Source organism: Pseudoalteromonas sp. S3785 (assembly GCF_005887365.1).
Taxonomy (GTDB): domain Bacteria; phylum Pseudomonadota; class Gammaproteobacteria; order Enterobacterales; family Alteromonadaceae; genus Pseudoalteromonas.
In genome coordinates, this window is the sequence record NZ_PNCT01000002.1 from 1 (window position 1) to 17,054 (window position 17,054).

General features: G+C 41.8%; 17 protein-coding genes. 9 read left to right on the top strand and 8 right to left on the bottom strand.

The window, feature by feature from the left end; translation table 11 throughout:
• Positions 1-308 precede the first annotated feature (308 nt).
• The gene (locus CWC17_RS00255) at positions 309-965 is read left to right on the top strand and encodes a Crp/Fnr family transcriptional regulator (protein WP_055015113.1); all 657 of its coding nucleotides are present in this window, start codon (positions 309-311) and stop codon (positions 963-965) included.
• Positions 966-1,102: 137 nt separating this feature from the next.
• Here CWC17_RS00255 and CWC17_RS00260 read toward each other — a convergent pair whose 3' ends face one another.
• Together CWC17_RS00260 and pepB are read right to left on the bottom strand one after the other, a co-directional pair.
• Complete coding sequence (locus tag CWC17_RS00260) at positions 1,103-1,669, bottom strand: phosphoribosyltransferase (RefSeq protein WP_055015112.1); 567 nt, start codon at positions 1,667-1,669, stop codon at positions 1,103-1,105.
• A gap of 182 nt (positions 1,670-1,851) precedes the next feature.
• Positions 1,852-3,147, bottom strand: a complete 1,296-nt coding sequence (gene pepB / locus CWC17_RS00265) for an aminopeptidase PepB (RefSeq protein ID WP_138611780.1) — start codon at positions 3,145-3,147, stop codon at positions 1,852-1,854.
• Between the two features lie 120 nt (positions 3,148-3,267).
• On the opposite strand from pepB, the gene sfsA reads away from it, so the two are divergent.
• From sfsA to CWC17_RS00305, 8 genes are all read left to right on the top strand, one after another.
• Positions 3,268-3,984: a DNA/RNA nuclease SfsA gene (gene sfsA / locus CWC17_RS00270; RefSeq protein WP_138611781.1), complete on the top strand. Its 717-nt coding sequence runs from the start codon at positions 3,268-3,270 to the stop codon at positions 3,982-3,984.
• 225 nt (positions 3,985-4,209) lie between these two features.
• Complete coding sequence (dksA, locus tag CWC17_RS00275) at positions 4,210-4,653, top strand: RNA polymerase-binding protein DksA (protein WP_004586092.1); 444 nt, start codon at positions 4,210-4,212, stop codon at positions 4,651-4,653.
• A gap of 16 nt (positions 4,654-4,669) precedes the next feature.
• Positions 4,670-5,614: a tRNA glutamyl-Q(34) synthetase GluQRS gene (gene gluQRS, locus CWC17_RS00280; RefSeq protein ID WP_138542592.1), complete on the top strand. Its 945-nt coding sequence runs from the start codon at positions 4,670-4,672 to the stop codon at positions 5,612-5,614.
• A 234-nt stretch (positions 5,615-5,848) separates the two neighbouring features.
• Positions 5,849-7,180 carry a polynucleotide adenylyltransferase PcnB gene (gene pcnB, locus CWC17_RS00285; protein WP_138611782.1) on the top strand — a complete coding sequence of 444 codons (1,332 nt, stop codon included), beginning with the start codon at positions 5,849-5,851 and terminating at the stop codon, positions 7,178-7,180.
• Between the two features lie 4 nt (positions 7,181-7,184).
• Entirely contained in the window at positions 7,185-7,670 is a 486-nt protein-coding gene (gene folK, locus CWC17_RS00290) for a 2-amino-4-hydroxy-6-hydroxymethyldihydropteridine diphosphokinase (protein ID WP_138611783.1), read from the top strand.
• A 30-nt stretch (positions 7,671-7,700) separates the two neighbouring features.
• On the top strand, positions 7,701-8,495 hold the full coding sequence (gene panB / locus CWC17_RS00295) for a 3-methyl-2-oxobutanoate hydroxymethyltransferase (RefSeq protein WP_055252800.1): 795 nt from the start codon (positions 7,701-7,703) through the stop codon (positions 8,493-8,495).
• Positions 8,495-9,343 (top strand): pantoate--beta-alanine ligase, encoded by an 849-nt coding sequence (gene panC, locus CWC17_RS00300; RefSeq protein ID WP_138611784.1) that lies wholly within the window; start codon positions 8,495-8,497, stop codon positions 9,341-9,343. Before panB ends, panC begins: the two co-directional genes overlap by 1 nt.
• A 30-nt stretch (positions 9,344-9,373) precedes the next feature.
• Positions 9,374-9,610, top strand: a complete 237-nt coding sequence (locus CWC17_RS00305; protein WP_055015104.1) for a hypothetical protein — start codon at positions 9,374-9,376, stop codon at positions 9,608-9,610.
• Positions 9,611-9,700: 90 nt separating this feature from the next.
• Here CWC17_RS00305 and CWC17_RS00310 read toward each other — a convergent pair whose 3' ends face one another.
• The 6 genes from CWC17_RS00310 to epd form a co-directional block, all read right to left on the bottom strand.
• Positions 9,701-10,666 carry a PstS family phosphate ABC transporter substrate-binding protein gene (locus tag CWC17_RS00310; protein WP_055015103.1) on the bottom strand — a complete coding sequence of 322 codons (966 nt, stop codon included), beginning with the start codon at positions 10,664-10,666 and terminating at the stop codon, positions 9,701-9,703.
• A gap of 115 nt (positions 10,667-10,781) precedes the next feature.
• Positions 10,782-12,089, bottom strand: coding sequence for a phosphate regulon sensor histidine kinase PhoR (phoR, locus tag CWC17_RS00315; protein ID WP_138611785.1), 1,308 nt, complete (start codon positions 12,087-12,089; stop codon positions 10,782-10,784).
• A gap of 58 nt (positions 12,090-12,147) precedes the next feature.
• Complete coding sequence (phoB, locus tag CWC17_RS00320; RefSeq protein ID WP_004586083.1) at positions 12,148-12,837, bottom strand: phosphate regulon transcriptional regulator PhoB; 690 nt, start codon at positions 12,835-12,837, stop codon at positions 12,148-12,150.
• Positions 12,838-13,469: 632 nt separating this feature from the next.
• The gene (gene fba, locus CWC17_RS00325; protein ID WP_055015101.1) at positions 13,470-14,534 is read right to left on the bottom strand and encodes a class II fructose-bisphosphate aldolase; all 1,065 of its coding nucleotides are present in this window, start codon (positions 14,532-14,534) and stop codon (positions 13,470-13,472) included.
• Positions 14,535-14,738: 204 nt separating this feature from the next.
• Positions 14,739-15,914, bottom strand: a complete 1,176-nt coding sequence (locus CWC17_RS00330) for a phosphoglycerate kinase (protein WP_138611786.1) — start codon at positions 15,912-15,914, stop codon at positions 14,739-14,741.
• 63 nt (positions 15,915-15,977) lie between these two features.
• Positions 15,978-16,988: an erythrose-4-phosphate dehydrogenase gene (gene epd / locus CWC17_RS00335; RefSeq protein ID WP_055015099.1), complete on the bottom strand. Its 1,011-nt coding sequence runs from the start codon at positions 16,986-16,988 to the stop codon at positions 15,978-15,980.
• Positions 16,989-17,054 lie beyond the last annotated feature (66 nt).

A 17,054-nucleotide genomic window follows, 5' to 3' on the forward strand; every position in this document is an offset into this window, starting at 1 on the left:
GTTAAAAAATTCTCATTTAGAGCAACTAAATAGCGAATTTTTTGCCTAGCTATCACTACGTTATCCTAACCTCAAAATAGATCACACAATTAAGCGGATTGGTATAAAATAAAAAAACTAACTTGCTTAAAAACCTTAAAAAGTATATTGGTTGTAGCCAATAGCTTCCTAAATCATTACACGGGAAATGAAGGTATTACGTACTTAGCAAGGCTAAATACAGTAGCAAGTTAGCGTAAATTCTTAGAGCCTTAATAATATCGTCATTAAGGTGTAATAAATAGGACAATTGTCCGAAGAGCATATTGATGTTTCAATACCATTTTTCTAGTTATCTTGTTGAACAACTACTCACTTTTGCAGGGAGTAGTTACCAACAATCAAAAAAAGAAGTGCTGATCCACCAAGATCAACCACTGAGTAAGCTTGTGTTGGTGCGCAGCGGAACTATTTCATTTAGTTATGATGTAGGTAACGGACGCCGCCTATTATTAGGCCAATTAGATTGCAATAATACGCTAATTGGTGAAATAGAAGCGCTTAACAATAATCCCTGTATTTATACAGTGACCTGTTTTAGTGATGTAACTTATAACTTAATAGAGCTTCGTCACTGGCGAGCTTTACTACTCGAAAAGCCAGAGCTTAGCTTGTATACAGCGCAAACTATTGCAGCAAAGTTCCAAGAAAACCAAAAAGTTAATTTAGATAAGCTACTACTACCTTTAAGCTACAACATTGCTAAAGACTGCTTATTACGAGCTGAGAACAATAATCCTACGCTACTGCGCGCATACCCAACCGTTAACGCTGAAGCAGAGCGTTTTGCAACCACTGAGCGAGCTTATCGCCGCGTAGTTACCGAGCTTGTTGAAAAAGGCTTAGTACAACGCAGCTCTCACGGGTTAAAAGCGGTCGATACGCAAAGCTTGAGTGATTATGTAGACAGTTTTGCGCAGCTGTAAAACACGCAACCTTTTAAAAATCATACACAAAAAAAGGCCCTAAGGGCCTTTTTTGTAGTATTAATTAGTTAAGCGTTAACCCTGGCCGAAAATACTTACATCAGCGTAGTTTAATTCGCCACTTAACCCTGTCGCGATTACTTATCTAATAAAATATCTTGGATGTTCACTAAATCAGATTTACCTTCAATGATTTCATCTGGCGTTAAACCCGATAACTCATGCGGGAACACTAACCACTCTTCTGATTCATGAATAAAGTAATCTGGCACCATGTCTACTTTTGAGTTTTTAGGCTTATAGTAAGGGCATGCCACGCGAATATCACGAGGTAGATTTAAACGCATAAGCTCAGAAAGCTTTTCTTTTAACGCAAAAATACTGCGCCCAGAATCAAACACATCATCAACAATAAGCAGTGAGTCACCTGCATTTGCGTTTTCTACAATGTAATGTAAACCGTGTACTTTTATTTCTTTAGATTGCTTGCCAATACCGTAATAAGACGACGTACGCACCGCAATGTGGTCAGTCTCAATGCCTTTATAATCGTAGTATTCTTGCACAGCAATACCAATAGGTGCACCACCTCGCCAAATACCAATAATAAAGTCTGGACGAAAGCCATCTTTATAAACTTGTGCCGCTACGCGGAATGAATCTTCAAGTAGCTGTTGAGCTGTGATGTAGCACTTATCTGACATAGTTTAGAACCCCAGTGGTGAGTATAACATTTGAGTGTAGGCGCTTTAGCCAATAATTAAACACCCAAACAGGTATTGGCGAAGGATTTTACCGTAAATAAAAATAAATTGCTTGCCTGCAAATAGCAAAATAGGCACCAATGGGTGCCTATTTTATGTATTAAACGCTTAGTTACGTACTATTAAGCTTTTTCTAACAATGTACGAGCTACTGTACGCATTCCTTGCGTTGTTGCACCGGCTGCCCATTGACTAGTGCTACCCATATTAAATGCAGCAGCTAAATCTATGTGTACCCAACCTTTACCATCGTTTGGTACAAAACGAGATAAAAAGCCTGCAGCATTTGAAGCGCCGCCGTAACCACCGCCTTTTTGAGCGCGGCTATTTGCCGTATCAGCGTAAGGAGATGGGCAGTTTTGCTGGTGCCATTTTTCAAGTGGTAGTGGCCATGCGGCTTCCATTTCTTGCGAGGCAAAGTCTTCTACTTCGCGAGCCAGCTCTTTATCAAGGGCAAATAAAGCATTGTACTCCTGACCTACAGCCACTAATGCAGCACCGGTTAGTGTTGCCGCATCAATAATAAGCTCTGCGCCAGTTTCGCCTGCAGCCATGAGGCCATCGGCAAGTACTAAGCGCCCTTCTGCATCGGTGTTTACAATTTCTACCGTAGTACCATTTTTATAGGTTAAAATATCACCTAGTTTGTAAGCATGGCCCGAAATTAAGTTCTCGGCACAGCATAAAAACAGCTTAATACGTTTTTCTATGCCGCGGTTAATGGCAAGCGCTAAACCCGCTGTTACGGTCGCCGCTCCGCCCATGTCGCACTTCATGCCCAGCATACCTTCGCTAGATTTAATTGAGTAACCGCCAGAGTCAAACGTGATACCTTTACCTACAAGCGCTGCACTTACCGGCGCGTTTTCATCGCCCGTTGGGTTGTAATCAAGCTCAAGTAAAACGGGTGGACGCTCAGAACCACGGCCCACTGCATGAATACCAATCCATTGCTGCTCTAATAACGCATCACCTTTAATAATTTGGTAACTTACGTGCTCAGGCGCTAACGATTGTATAAATTCTGCGGCTTTTTCGGCAAGGCTCTCAGGGTAAATGTCATCGGCAGTGCCGTTAACCATTTCTCTTGCCCACGTAGCAGAGGCTTTTAAATGCGCAAGCTCGTTTAGATCTGATTGTGCGTTATCAACAAACTTAACCCCGTCTAGTGATTTAGGTGTTACAAAGCCTTGATAAAAAGCCCATTGGCTTTCAGTGCACCAAGTATCGCCCGCAAGCTCAACCTGTTTAACACCTTGATTTGCGATTGTTCGCGCTGCTTTTTGAACATTTTTTAATGTTTCTTGTTCAGATAAATGAACCGTGGCACCTTGCTCATTAAAAGATAATGTCGCGTTTTCGCCCCAATGGCTTGGTGCTGCTTGTTCGCTCAGTTGAACAACAAATTTTTCACTCATGTTAGAATACCCTTACACTTAAATGTTCCACCGAGTTTACTATAGTGAGTACAAGTTCCCAACAGCTTGAGATAAATAACATAAACCAGCGTGCTAGCCGCGTTTAGCATTGGAATTTAAATGAAATACACCCCCGTTTTACAGCCCGCCACGTTATTAAAACGCTATAAACGCTTTTTAGCCGACCTAGCACTTAACGATGGAACTGAATTTACCGCCCACTGCGCCAACACCGGTAAAATGACAGGTTGCGCAGAGCCTGGCTTTAATGCGTTTTATTCAACCAGCGATAACAGTAAACGAAAATACCCGCATTCATTAGAGCTTACTCAAAACACCCTCTCACAGTTAATATGTGTTAATACCGCCGTGGCAAATAAAGTGGTTGAAGAGGCTATCAACGACCAAGTTATTACAGAGCTCAACGGCTATGAGCAGCTACAAAGTGAAGTAAAATACGGCAGCGAAAATAGCCGTATCGACTTTTTACTTACCAGTGACAATAAACCCGCTTGCTATGTAGAGGTAAAGTCAGTCACTTTGCTAAGCGAAACCGCTCCCCACAGTGGACAAGGCTACTTCCCCGATGCACAAACCGTGCGTGGGCAAAAGCACATTCGCGAATTAATAGAAATGATCGAACAAGGCCACCGAGCAGTATTATTGTTCGCTGTTTTACACCAAGGTATCAATACCGTGAGTGCCGCAAGCCATATAGATAAAAAATACAGCGATTTACTAAACCAGGCGATTAAAAAAGGCGTGGAGGTATACGCTTACAAGGCATCTATTTCGCCAAGTGAAGTAACGCTCAGTGAGAAAGTAGCCTTTAAATAAAAAATTAACTTGCTTTTAAACTTTATGCCCATATAACTAGGCAAGTTTAAATACCGAAATAACGATTAATAAAGCATCAAAATTAAAATATGAGCCTTTTTAGTCAACACACTGGTTGAAGCTAATTCGATTAATTAAAAAATAAATTTGCCTAGGGTATAAGATTCTGCTATTTATACCGCCGGCTAATGCTGAGGCATTAAATTAAGGATTTAGGAGAGAGTTATGCCAGACCAACAAAGACATGGTTTATTGGCTCAAGCCGGTTTAGAACCATACCAAGAAAAGCCGGGCGAAGAGTATATGAATGAAGCACAACGTGCTCATTTTAAAGCGATTTTAGAAGCGTGGCGTAACGACTTACGTAATGAAGTTGACCGCACAAAATCGCATATGCAAGACGAAGCTGCCAACTTTCCTGATCCAGTTGACCGCGCTGCGCAAGAAGAAGAGTTCTCTTTAGAGCTTCGTACTCGCGACCGCGAACGTAAACTGATCAAAAAAATTGAAAAAACAATTATCTTAATTAAAGAAGATGATTTTGGCTTTTGTGAGTCATGCGGAATCGAGATTGGTATTCGTCGTTTAGAGGCGCGCCCAACTGCAGATTTATGCGTAGACTGTAAAACCCTTGCAGAAATAAAAGAAAAACAAGCTGGACGCGGTTAATTAAAATTAGTTAACTATGCCTCCTACAGCCGTTACCACGCCAAAGCGTGACTATCGCGGTCGATTTGCACCGTCTCCTTCTGGGCCACTTCATTTTGGCTCACTTGTGGCGGCTGTGGGCAGCTACCTTGATGCTAAAGTAAATCAGGGTAAATGGTTAGTCCGCATTGAAGATATAGATACCACTCGTGTGGTGAAAAATGCCGACGCAGATATTCTAAATACCTTACAAGCCTACGGCCTATATTGGGACGAAACCGTTGTTTATCAAACACAGCGACTATCCCTTTATCAAGAGATAACAAACTCACTGATACAACAACACTGTGTATATGGTTGTCGCTGCTCTCGCAAACAAATAAAAGCTATAGGTGGCATTTACCAAGGTCACTGCAAAGCGCTTAACTTATCAACAGTTCAAGGCGCTCTTCGCCTTAGCCAACAGCACCCAACATGCCATTTTAACGATTTAATTCAAGGGAGCATTACTGTTAATAGTGCCTTAGCCCATGAAGATTACATAATAAAGCGCAGTGACGGATTATTTGCTTATCAGCTAGTGGTGGTTATTGACGACATTGAGCAAGGTATTAACCGTGTAGTGCGTGGCGCCGATTTAATCGAGCCCACAGCACGACAAATCAGTTTATTTAAACAGCTTAATGCACCCATTCCCCAATACGCGCATTTACCCCTTGCGGTAGCCGAGCCTGGCTTTAAACTCTCTAAACAAAATTACGCGCCCGCTATTAGCACAGACAACCCAAAGCCTGCGCTGATTGATGCATTTGAATTTTTAAATTTACCTGTGCATAGCCAATTGCACGATTTGTCTGTAGAGCAATTAATTGCATGGGCTATCAACGAATTTAGCTTAACTGCAGTGCCCAACATACCCGAAATTCAAATTTCGCAAGGTCAGCACCCAAACAGCACTAAATTTACACATTTAAGCAAATAAAAATCTTAAAAACGGCTTAATTTCAGTCCATCAACTTAATTTTTATACCGCGCTGGTATATGATAGCCGCCTAAATAGAGGCTATTTACAATACATTAAAAGCACCGCACTATAATACCTAATTTAGGTGCTTTTTTATTGCGATGACCAGCCAATCATCATTTCTGTAGGAGACAGATTATTATTTCCAAGCTTTTTCAATTTTGCAGGCAAATAATCGGCCCAAATGCCGATGTGCAAAGCACTCAAACAAGTGATGAGCCGGTTGTTATAACACGCGGTGAACATGGTATTTCACGTAAACAATTTAGCCCAAATGCAATCAAAGTACTTTACCGTTTAAAAGACGGTGGTTACGACGCTTACCTTGTAGGTGGTTGTATTCGCGATATATTGTTAGGTCAACAACCTAAAGACTTTGACGTAGTTACCAATGCCACCCCAGAGCAGGTTAAAAAACTATTTAGAAACTGTCGCCTTATTGGCCGCCGCTTTCGCTTAGCACATATTGTTTTTGGTCGCGAGATTATAGAAGTAGCTACCATGCGCGGGCACCACGAAGCGCAAGAAGACAAAAACCAAATTAGCCAATCAAGCGAACATGGACAGTTATTGCGTGATAACGTATTTGGTAGCATTGAGGAAGACGCCGAGCGCCGAGATTTTTCTATTAACGCACTGTATTACTCGATTAACGATTTTTGTATATACGATTACGCCAATGGCTTAGCGGCCATTCAAGCAAAACAAATTGAGTTAATTGGCGACCCCGAAACACGCTATCGCGAAGACCCTGTTCGTATGCTGCGTGCGGTACGCTTTGCAACCAAGCTTGATATGAGCATAGCGCCAAAAAGCGAAAAGCCAATTACCGCGCTTGCCAGCCTACTTGACAATATTCCGCCAGCGCGTTTATTCGAAGAAGTTTTAAAGCTGTTTTTAAACGGTAAAGCCGAAGCTAACTATTTAATGTTACGCCAATACGGCTTGTTTAAGTCGTTATTTCCGGTGCTTGATAAAATTTTAGATAAAAACCCCGACGGTTTAGAAGCCGCGTTTATTCAACAAATGTTTCAAAACACTGATAAACGCATTAATGCTGATAAAAAAGTTACCCCTGCGTTTATATTTGCAGCTTTACTTTGGTTTCCGCTGCTTGAGCGCACAACTAAAATTAAACAACAAGAACAGCTGTCTTACTTTGACGCCTTTGCGCAAGCCATGAATAAAGTACTGAGCGAAAATGCCCAACATATAGCAGTACCAAAACGCTTTACATTAGGCGCTCGCGACATTTGGCATATACAGCAGCGTTTAGATAAACGTGCCGGCCAACGTGCTTACAGACTTACCCAGCAACCACGCTTTAAAGCCGCTTACGACTTTTTATTATTACGCGTTGATGCCGGTGAGCAACAATATAGTGAGCTTGCTCAGTGGTGGACCCAGTACTTAAGCCAAGATATAAACGGCCAAAAAGACATGGTCAAAAATCTAGGTCATCAAGGTGGGCCAAAACCACGTAAGCGCTCACGCCGCCGCACCACTAAAAAGCCGTCTGAGTAATTGTATGCAGTGTGTATATTTGGGTCTAGGTGCCAACCTAAACTCACCCAAAGAGCAGCTTGATAACGCCATTTGTGCGCTTAAAGAGCTGCCTCGTTGTGAATTTGTAAGTGTATCGCATTACTACGCGAGCAAACCCATGGGGCCACAAGACCAACCCGATTATGTAAATGCCGTAGCGTGTATTAAAACCGCGCTTGAACCAGAGCAATTACTTGATTTAACACAAGCCATAGAGCTTGAGCATGGGCGAGTAAGAAAAGCCGAACGTTGGGGACCACGTACGCTTGATATAGATACCTTATTGTTTGGGCAGCAAATTATTAATACCCCACGCTTAACGGTGCCTCATTATGGCCTGTGCGAACGTGAGTTTGTAGTTTACCCTTTACTAGAACTTGCCCCAGAACTGATTTTACCTAGCGGCATTGCATTAAAAACTATTGCGCAAGATTTACCGCTCAACGACTTACAACAATTACCTCTGTAATTAACCAAGGCTTATGCCTGCGAGGATATTATGTCTAAAATAACCGTTTCTACTTTAAATAAAATGAAAGCAGAAAATAACAAAATCACCGCATTAACCGCATACGATGCTAGTTTTGCTAAGTTATTTCATGATAACGGTGTGGACGTTATTTTAGTTGGCGACTCTTTGGGCATGGTGTTGCAAGGTGGCGACGATACCCTAGGCGTAACCAATCAAGATATAGCCTATCATACCCGTTGTGTACGCGGTGGCAGTCGTGAGCTTTTTGTTATAGCCGATATGCCCTTTATGAGCTATTCAAACGTTAGCGACACTTGTAAAAATGCAGCAGAGTTAATGCGTGCAGGCGCTAATATGGTAAAACTTGAAGGCGGTGAATGGCTTTACGACAGTATTAAAAGTTTAACGCAGCAAGGTATTCCTGTTTGTGGTCATTTAGGATTAACGCCCCAATCAGTGCACGTATTTGGTGGCTTTAAAATTCAAGGCCGTGAAGACGACAAAGCGCAAAAAATGATTGATGATGCAAAAGCCCTAGAAGCGGCAGGCGCCCAATTATTAGTGCTTGAGTGTATCCCAAGTGCGCTTGCTAAACGTATTACCGATGCCGTCACTATCCCTACTATCGGTATTGGCGCAGGTAATGTAACGGATGGCCAAATACTGGTAATGCACGATCTAGTCGGTATTTCGGCAGGATACATTCCTAAATTTTCTAAAAACTTTTTACTCGAAACCGGCAACATGCCAGATGCAGTTAAAAAATATTGTACAGACGTTAAAAGTGGCGCATTTCCAAGCGCCGAACATGAGTTTAAATAATGCAGTCAATTACTGAAATTAAATCATTACGTAGTCAAATTAAAGCGTGGCGCCAAGCTGGCTTAAGCGTGGCTTTAGTGCCAACCATGGGCAATTTACATCAGGGTCATTTTTCGTTAGTTGAAAAGGCAAAAACAATGGCCGACAAGGTGGTTGTGAGCATTTTTGTTAACCCAATGCAATTTGGTGCCAACGAAGATTTAGATAGCTACCCGCGTACGCTAAACGAAGACAAACAAGGCTTAGCCGACTTAAACACAGATATAGTGTTCACCCCAAGCGTAGACACCATTTACCCAAATGGGCTTGGTGAGCAGAGCTTTGTAGATGTACCGGGTGTATCTATGGGGTATTGCGGCGGCACGCGCCCAGGACACTTTAGAGGCGTTGCCACGGTAGTGACTAAGTTATTTAATTTAGTACAACCTGATTATGCCTGCTTTGGCGAAAAAGACTTTCAGCAGCTGCAAGTAATTAAAACCATGGTACGCGATTTATCTATTCCAGTTGAAATTGTCGGTGTACCGACCATGCGCGAAGTGTCTGGCTTAGCTATGAGCTCACGAAATGGCTATTTATCTGCTGAGCAAAAAGCCACGGCTACCGCATTATTTAAAACACTAAACAGCTGCGCTGAGCAGCTCAAAGCAGGCAATACCGATTACAAAGCACTTGAGCAAAGCGCACAGCTTAGTTTAGAGCAAGCCGGCTTAAAGCCTGATTATTTTGAGATAGCTCAACGAGATACATTAAAAGCTGCTACACTTGATGATACACAACTAGTTATTTTAGCTGCCGCCTTTTTAGGCAATGTTAGATTAATCGACAACTTACAAGTTGAGATTTAACAAAAGCGCAGTTCAACGTTAAGGATAAGCATGCAAACATTTATTAAAACGAGTGCCCTCGCCCTGTCATTTTCATTGTTAGCAGCTTGCCAAAATCAAGTGAAAAACCCTGAGTTAAACCAATGCGCACAACAAAACTATCAGTGCGAAAATAGTTGCGATCAGCAATCAATTGACAAAGGTTTAAAACAGCAAGTGTGCTCTGCTAAATGTGTAGAAAGCTACAATCAGTGTAAAGAACAAGCTCAAAAGCTGACGGATTTATAATCGCTTTTTAATAAATTAGTCTTTTTACGCTTTAAAATTTACACACAAAAAAACCGCTCATTGAGCGGTTTTTTTGTAGTTGGGTTTAAATTATAAACCTAACTTTTTAAGCTCTGCTTCTACTAACTTTGCAGAAAGCGGTACGTAACCATCTTTTTCAACGATTTTTTGTCCGTCTTTAGAAAGTACCATTTTTAAGAACTCAGCTTCAATTGGTGAAAGCGGCTTATTAGGGTGTTTGTTCACGTAAACGTATAAGAAACGAGAAAGTGGGTATTTACCTTTAGCAACATTATCAAGCGTTGCATCTACGTAGTTAGTGCCTTTTTTAGATAAAGGAACCGTACGTACACCTGATGTTTTGTAACCAATGCCTGAGTAACCAATCGCGTTTAATGAAGATGAGATTGACTGTACAACAGAGGCAGAACCAGGTTGCTCATTTACGTTGTTACGGAAGTCACCTTTACACAGTGCTTTCTTTTTAAAGTAACCGTAAGTACCTGATACAGAGTTACGTCCGTATAATTGAATGTCTTTTGCAGCCCAGTCGCCCGTTAGGCCAACATCGCTCCAGCGGTTAACTTGCTCAGATGCACCACATTTACGTGTAGATGAAAAAATAGCATCTACTTGGTCAATGCGTAAGCCTTCGATTGGGTTATCTTTGTGTACAAAAACTGCTAAGGCATCAATTGCTACGCGTACTTCTGTAGGCTTGTAACCGTAACGTTTTTCGAACGCTTCGATTTCTTTTGATTTCATTTTACGGCTCATAGGGCCCATGTTAGAGGTGCCTTCTGTAAGCGCTGGTGGCGCAGTAGACGAACCTGCCGCTTGAATTTGAATATTTACATTTGGGTAAATACGTTTGTACTCTTCTGCCCAAAAAGTCATCATGTTGGCTAAAGTATCAGAACCTACAGATGAAAAGTTACCTGAAACGCCGTTAATTTTTTGATATTCAGGCATTGCCTCGTCAAGAGCAACAGCCTGCGCAGATACTAATGTTGTAACAGCCACACCCATTGCGGCAACTAAGTTTTTAAATTTCATGCGGGGTTCTCCGATTTGTTCGTCCCATTTCCTAACTGTCATCTACTGTAAAGCGGGTAGATGACAGTTACATTACCCTTAAATGACACTTTTATGACTTTACTTTTTATTGTTTTTAGCTTGCCAAGTTAACAAGCTTATCCTTTGAAAAAGCGAAAGAAAAACACGAACCTTTCCCAAGCTCACTGGTTATATTTAATTGACTATCATGACGTGTTAACACATGTTTGGTAATTGCTAAGCCTAAACCTGAACCGCCCGTTGTGCGGCTCCTTGCTTTATCTACGCGGTAAAAGCGCTCGGTTAGACGATTTATATGCTCTGGTGCAATGCCATCACCATTATCATTCACACTAAAGTGCGCATACCCTTCTTTGCGCTGCCAGGTGACAATAATTTTTCCGCCCGCTTTAGTGTAATGTATAGCGTTAAACACTAAATTAGAAAACGCACTGCGTAGTTCATCTTCTGCGCCTTTAATATCAAGCTGATTATCTATATTAAAAATAAGTTCATGGCCTTTATCTTGGTTTATGGATTGCGCTTCGGTTTTGATGTAATTGAGCATTTGCGGTACATTAATGGCTTTATCGTTATCTTGTCTACGCGACCCTTCAATACGCGAAAGAGATAAAAGCTGGTTGACTAAGCTATCCATACGCTTACATTGCTCAAGCATGGTATTTTGGGCTTTATTCCACATTGCAAGCGGTGGCATCATATCCCCATCCATCATTTCAAGATAGCCAGTAACGACCGTTAGCGGCGTACGCAGCTCATGCGATACGTTAGCAACAAAGTCTTTACGCATTTGCTCTAGCTGTTTTAGGCGTGTTACATCACGTACGACCACCATAAGCTGTGTGTTGGCATACGGCATTACCCTAAACTCAAGCACTTGATCAACAATATGCCCGTTATCAAGCTCAAGTGGCTCTTCAAATTCACCGCGCAACATGTACTTGGCAAATTTAGGTTCGCGTATTAGGTTATCAAGTCGCTGGCCATGATCGGTTGGCCATTGCAGCCCCAATACCTTAAGTGCAAGTTGGTTACACCACACAATACTTAAATCACTTTGCAGCACCACTACGGCATCGGGTACAGCTTCAGCGCCATCGCGAAAGCGACGAATTAAATCAGCCAGTTCATTGCGCTTTTTACGATTACGATGCTGTAAATGATAAATGCCTTCAAATACTTGTTCCCACGCACCTTCGCCCTCTGGCGGGTTAAAGCTACGTTGATTTAAAAGCCAATCACTTAAACGATAAAGTTGATGATAATGCCAAACTAAAAGAGAAGATGTGCCTAAAAATAAAAGCAAAAATGGTGCACCTACAAGCACACCAATAAGTAATAAGGGTAAAAAATAGATAAACAGACGTTTTATTAACGCCTGTTTATTAATAACTCGATACATACACTCACTTTACCTTTGAGTAGTAATTTATGCGCACTCTCGCTCTAGCTGCGCTACCTTATAATTTACTAGAAAAACGATAACCAGCTCCGCGTACTGTTTGTACTAAGCGATCGTGACCCAACGGTGCAATCGCCTTGCGTAAGCGGCGTATATGCACATCAACTGTGCGATCTTCTACGTACACATTTGTTCCCCACACATGATCTAGCAGCTGCTCGCGACTATAAACACGCTCTGGGTGAGTCATAAAAAAGTGTAATAATCTAAATTCGGTCGGCCCCATATCAAGCTCGCTTCCCTCTGAGGTAACGCGATGCGATATTGGGTCTAAACGCAAGCCATGTACTTCAATGGCTTCTTCTAATGAGGTAGGTGATACGCGGCGAATAACCGCTTTAATACGTGCCATCAGCTCTTTAGGAGAAAAAGGTTTAGTGACATAGTCATCTGCACCCACTTCTAGTCCGCGTACTTTGTCTTCTTCTTCGCCGCGGGCTGTAAGCATAATAATTGGTATTTGGCGTGTATATTCACTTTGCTTAAATTGCTTTGCTATTTGAATACCGCTACCACCGGGTAACATCCAATCGAGTAAAACCATATCTGGGTAGGGTTCAACCATAGCTGCAATCGCAGAATCGTAATCTTCTGCTTCAATTGCTTGAAATCCATTTTGCTCTAAAACAAAAACTAACATCTCTCTGATAGGAGCTTCATCATCTACGACTAGTACTTTACGTGACATTCCAAATTATCTCTTACGCTATCGAATTAGTTTTCATTATTATGACTAAGTATGACATTTTTATGAAAGTGTAACGTGTAAATTAAAAACCTGGTAAAAAAAACACAAAATACTGACAGAAAAGTCGCATTAACATCATATTTTTAAAACTATTTTGCAAATTACGGTTAATCAAAACATATTTATAAAAAGTGACCGTTTTATTACTGGGTAGATAATAATGGCGGGATCATTACTTTACTAACATAGCAGCAAAACCACATACGAAACTGAGTTTACACTGGAAGATGTCATTTTGTGGTTAAAAATAGATCTGTTTTTTACTAAGTAGCCTAAAAAGGATCAGGTTTTTACTAAGCCGATCAGGTTTGGGATCATGGTTATACTTAGTCAAATAACTAACTAGCTGACCTATTGTATAAATTAAATACGATCTGATTAACTGAGCGCCATAGTTAGCGTAAATCTATGCACTAGTTAGTAAATGAATGATCCAAAAACTGCGTGGTTAGTAAAACCGTGATCCCATTTTACTGGGTGGGTATAACAGTGATCCCGTGCTTTATGGTATAAAAAAACCAGCTAGATCACGCCAGCTGGTTTTTATTACACTATGACTTAGTCAAAGATCGTTATCTAATTTTTGGGTCTAGCTCACCGCTTAAGTATTTAAGGTGCATGTCGTCCAGTGAAATTGGCTTAATTTTACTCGCTTGCCCAGCAGTACCAAATGAATTGTAACGTGCTACACAAATCTCCGTCATCGCTTTGGTTGCTTCAGCTAGGTACTTACGCGGATCGAAGTTAGAAGGATTAAGCGCTAAATGACGACGAATAGCACCGGTAGAGGCTAAACGTAAGTCAGTATCAATATTCACTTTACGTACACCGTATTTGATCCCTTCTACAATTTGCTCAACTGGCACACCGTAAGTTTCAGGAATTTCGCCACCATATTGATTTATGATCTCTAACCACTCTTGTGGTACAGACGACGATCCGTGCATTACTAAATGCGTGTTGGGAATACGTGCGTGAATTTCTTTAATACGATCAATTGCTAAAATGTCATCTGTTGGCGGGCGTGTAAATTTATAAGCGCCATGCGATGTACCACACGCAATTGCCAGCGCATCAACATGGGTTTTATTTACAAAGTCAGCAGCTTCTTCTGGATCGGTAAGCATTTGGTCAGTAGTTAGTTTACCTTCTGCGCCTACACCATCTTCTTCGCCCGCTTCTCCGGTTTCAAGTGAGCCAAGTACACCTAACTCGCCTTCAACCGATACACCACAGGCATGCGCCATAGCGACGGTTTCGCGTGTTACATCTACATTGTATTCATAGCTTGATGGGGTTTTTCCGTCTGTCATTAGTGAGCCATCCATCATTACAGATGAAAAACCTAGTTGAATTGAGCGTTGGCAAACACCGGGTGAGGTGCCGTGATCTTGATGCATTACGACTGGAATGTGCGGCCATTCTTCAACGGCTGCTAAAATCATGTGGCGGATAAATGGAGCACCAGCGTAAGCACGTGCGCCTGCTGATCCTTGAACAATTACTGGGCTGTTTGTTTTGTCAGCCGCTTCCATTATTGCGCGCATTTGCTCTTGGTTATTCACGTTAAAGGCTGGAACGCCGTAACCGTGTTCAGCTGCATGATCTAAAAGTTGTCGCATACTGATTAAAGCCATTGGGTATTCTCCAATTTATCGACAGCAGTCTCCTGCCATCTAGTTTGAACGGATGTGTTAATTTGACGCAATCACTGCGTCACGAACCATCGCAACTAAAACTGCAAAGTTTCGTCTTAATTAACTATTAAATAAGGGTGAGAGGTATTTAATAATTAATCGTTGGTGAGGGTTTCCCCTCACCTAATGCGGCTAAATAATGAATTATTTAGCGCGCGACTCTAGCATCTCTACTGCTGGAAGTTTTTTGCCTTCTAAAAACTCTAAGAACGCACCACCACCGGTAGAAATGTAAGATACTTTATCGGCAATGCCGTATTTATCAATAGCAGCTAATGTGTCGCCACCGCCTGCAATCGAAAACGCATTAGAGTTAGCAATGGCTTGTGCAATAGCACGTGTACCATTACCAAACTGATCAAACTCAAATACGCCAACTGGGCCATTCCATACCACAGTGCCGGCGTTTGCTATAATTTTAGCTAGCTGGTTAGCTGTGTCTGGGCCAATATCAAAAACCATGTCTTCGCTGGTTACTTCGCTTACATCTTTAAGCGTAGCAACTGCAGAGTCTGAAAATTCATTACCTACAACAACATCAGTCGGTACCGGAATTTCGCCATCGTTTGCTTTAGCTGCTGCACACAAGCGGTTTGCTTCATCCATTAAATCAGCTTCATAAAGTGATTTACCAACCGGGTGACCCGCAGCTGCAATAAAGGTATTAGCAATGCCGCCACCAGTTACAAGCTGATCAACAATTGTAGAAAGCGATTCTAAAACGGTTAATTTAGTTGATACTTTAGAACCACCAACAATAGCAACTAATGGGCGAGCTGGGTTATCTAGTGCTTTGCCTAGTGCTTCAAGTTCTGCTGATAATAACGGACCAGCACAGGCTACATCGGCAAATAAACCAACGCCATGCGTAGAGGCTTGCGCACGGTGAGCGGTACCAAATGCATCCATCACATACACATCACACAGTGCAGCAAGTTGCTTTGATAAGGCTTCGTCGTTTTTCTTCTCGCCTTTATTAAATCGTACGTTTTCAAATACAACCACTTCGTTATCGGCAACTTCAACACCGTTTAAGTAGTCTTTTTCAAGGCGTACATTTTGCTCAAGTGCATCGTTTAAGTAATCGGCTACAGGGGCAAGTGAAAATTCGTCATCGTACTCGCCTTCAGTTGGACGGCCAAGATGTGACATAACCATTACTTTAGCGCCTTTTTCTAGGGCTAGCTTAATAGTAGGCAGTGCAGCACGAATACGCGCATCTGAGGTCACTTTACCTGCTTTAACTGGTACATTTAAATCTTCACGAATTAATACGCGCTTGCCGTTTAAATCTAAATCTGCCATTTTTATGACCGACATAACATCTCCTTAGTTAACGATACTTGAACCTGAAAAATAAATTTTTAAATTATTATAAAATGCTTACTTAGCCATCATCGCACGTGCTGTATCTAGCATGCGATTGGCAAAACCCCATTCATTATCACACCAGACAAGTAATTTTATCAGGCGTTTGTGACTAACACGTGTCTGCGTGCCATCAATAATACAAGAATGTGGGTCGTGATTAAAATCAACCGATACCAAAGGTTCTTCGGTGTAACTTAAAATACCTTCTAAGCGGTCTTTTGCTTGGGCTTTAAGAGCCGTATTTACCGCGTTTAAGTCTACATCGGCATTTACTGTAACACTTAAGTCCATTGCCGTTACGTTAATTGTCGGCACGCGAACCGCAATGGCTTCAAAGCGCCCTTCAAATTTGGGTAAAATGCGGTCTATTCCGCGTGCAAGCTTTGTATCTACCGGAATAATAGACTGACTCGCAGCGCGGGTACGGCGTAAATCATGATGGTACGCATCAATCACTTGTTGATCGTTCATCGACGCGTGAATAGTGGTAATAGCACCCGACTCAATGCCAAACGCATCATCTAGCACTTTAATAACAGGCACCACACAGTTTGTAGTACACGAGCCGTTAGATACAATAGTATGCTCGCGCTTGAGCTCATCGTCGTTAATGCCATACACAATGGTGGCATCTACATCGTTATCAGCTGGGTGCGAAAATAACACCTTTTTAGCACCCGCAGTAATGTGTAATTGTGCATGCTCGCGCGAGTGATAAACACCGGTACATTCAAGTACTACATCTACATCTAGGGTTTGCCAAGGTAATTCTACTGGGTTTTCTTCACAAAATAGTGCAATGGTATCACCTGCAACGCTAATGGTGTCTTCACCAAGTTTTACAGGAAAAGAAAAACGACCGTGGGACGTGTCGTATTTTAATAAATGAGCAATAGCTTCAGGGTCAGCAAGTTCGTTAATCGCAACAATTTTTATCTCGTCGCTCAAACCTGACTCGTACAACGCGCGGACAATATTTCGACCAATACGACCAAAACCATTTATTGCAAGTTTGATTGCCATGAAATATAAAATCCACTCTCTTTACGTGCAGACAAAGGCATCAATGCCTTTTAGATGGCTGTATTG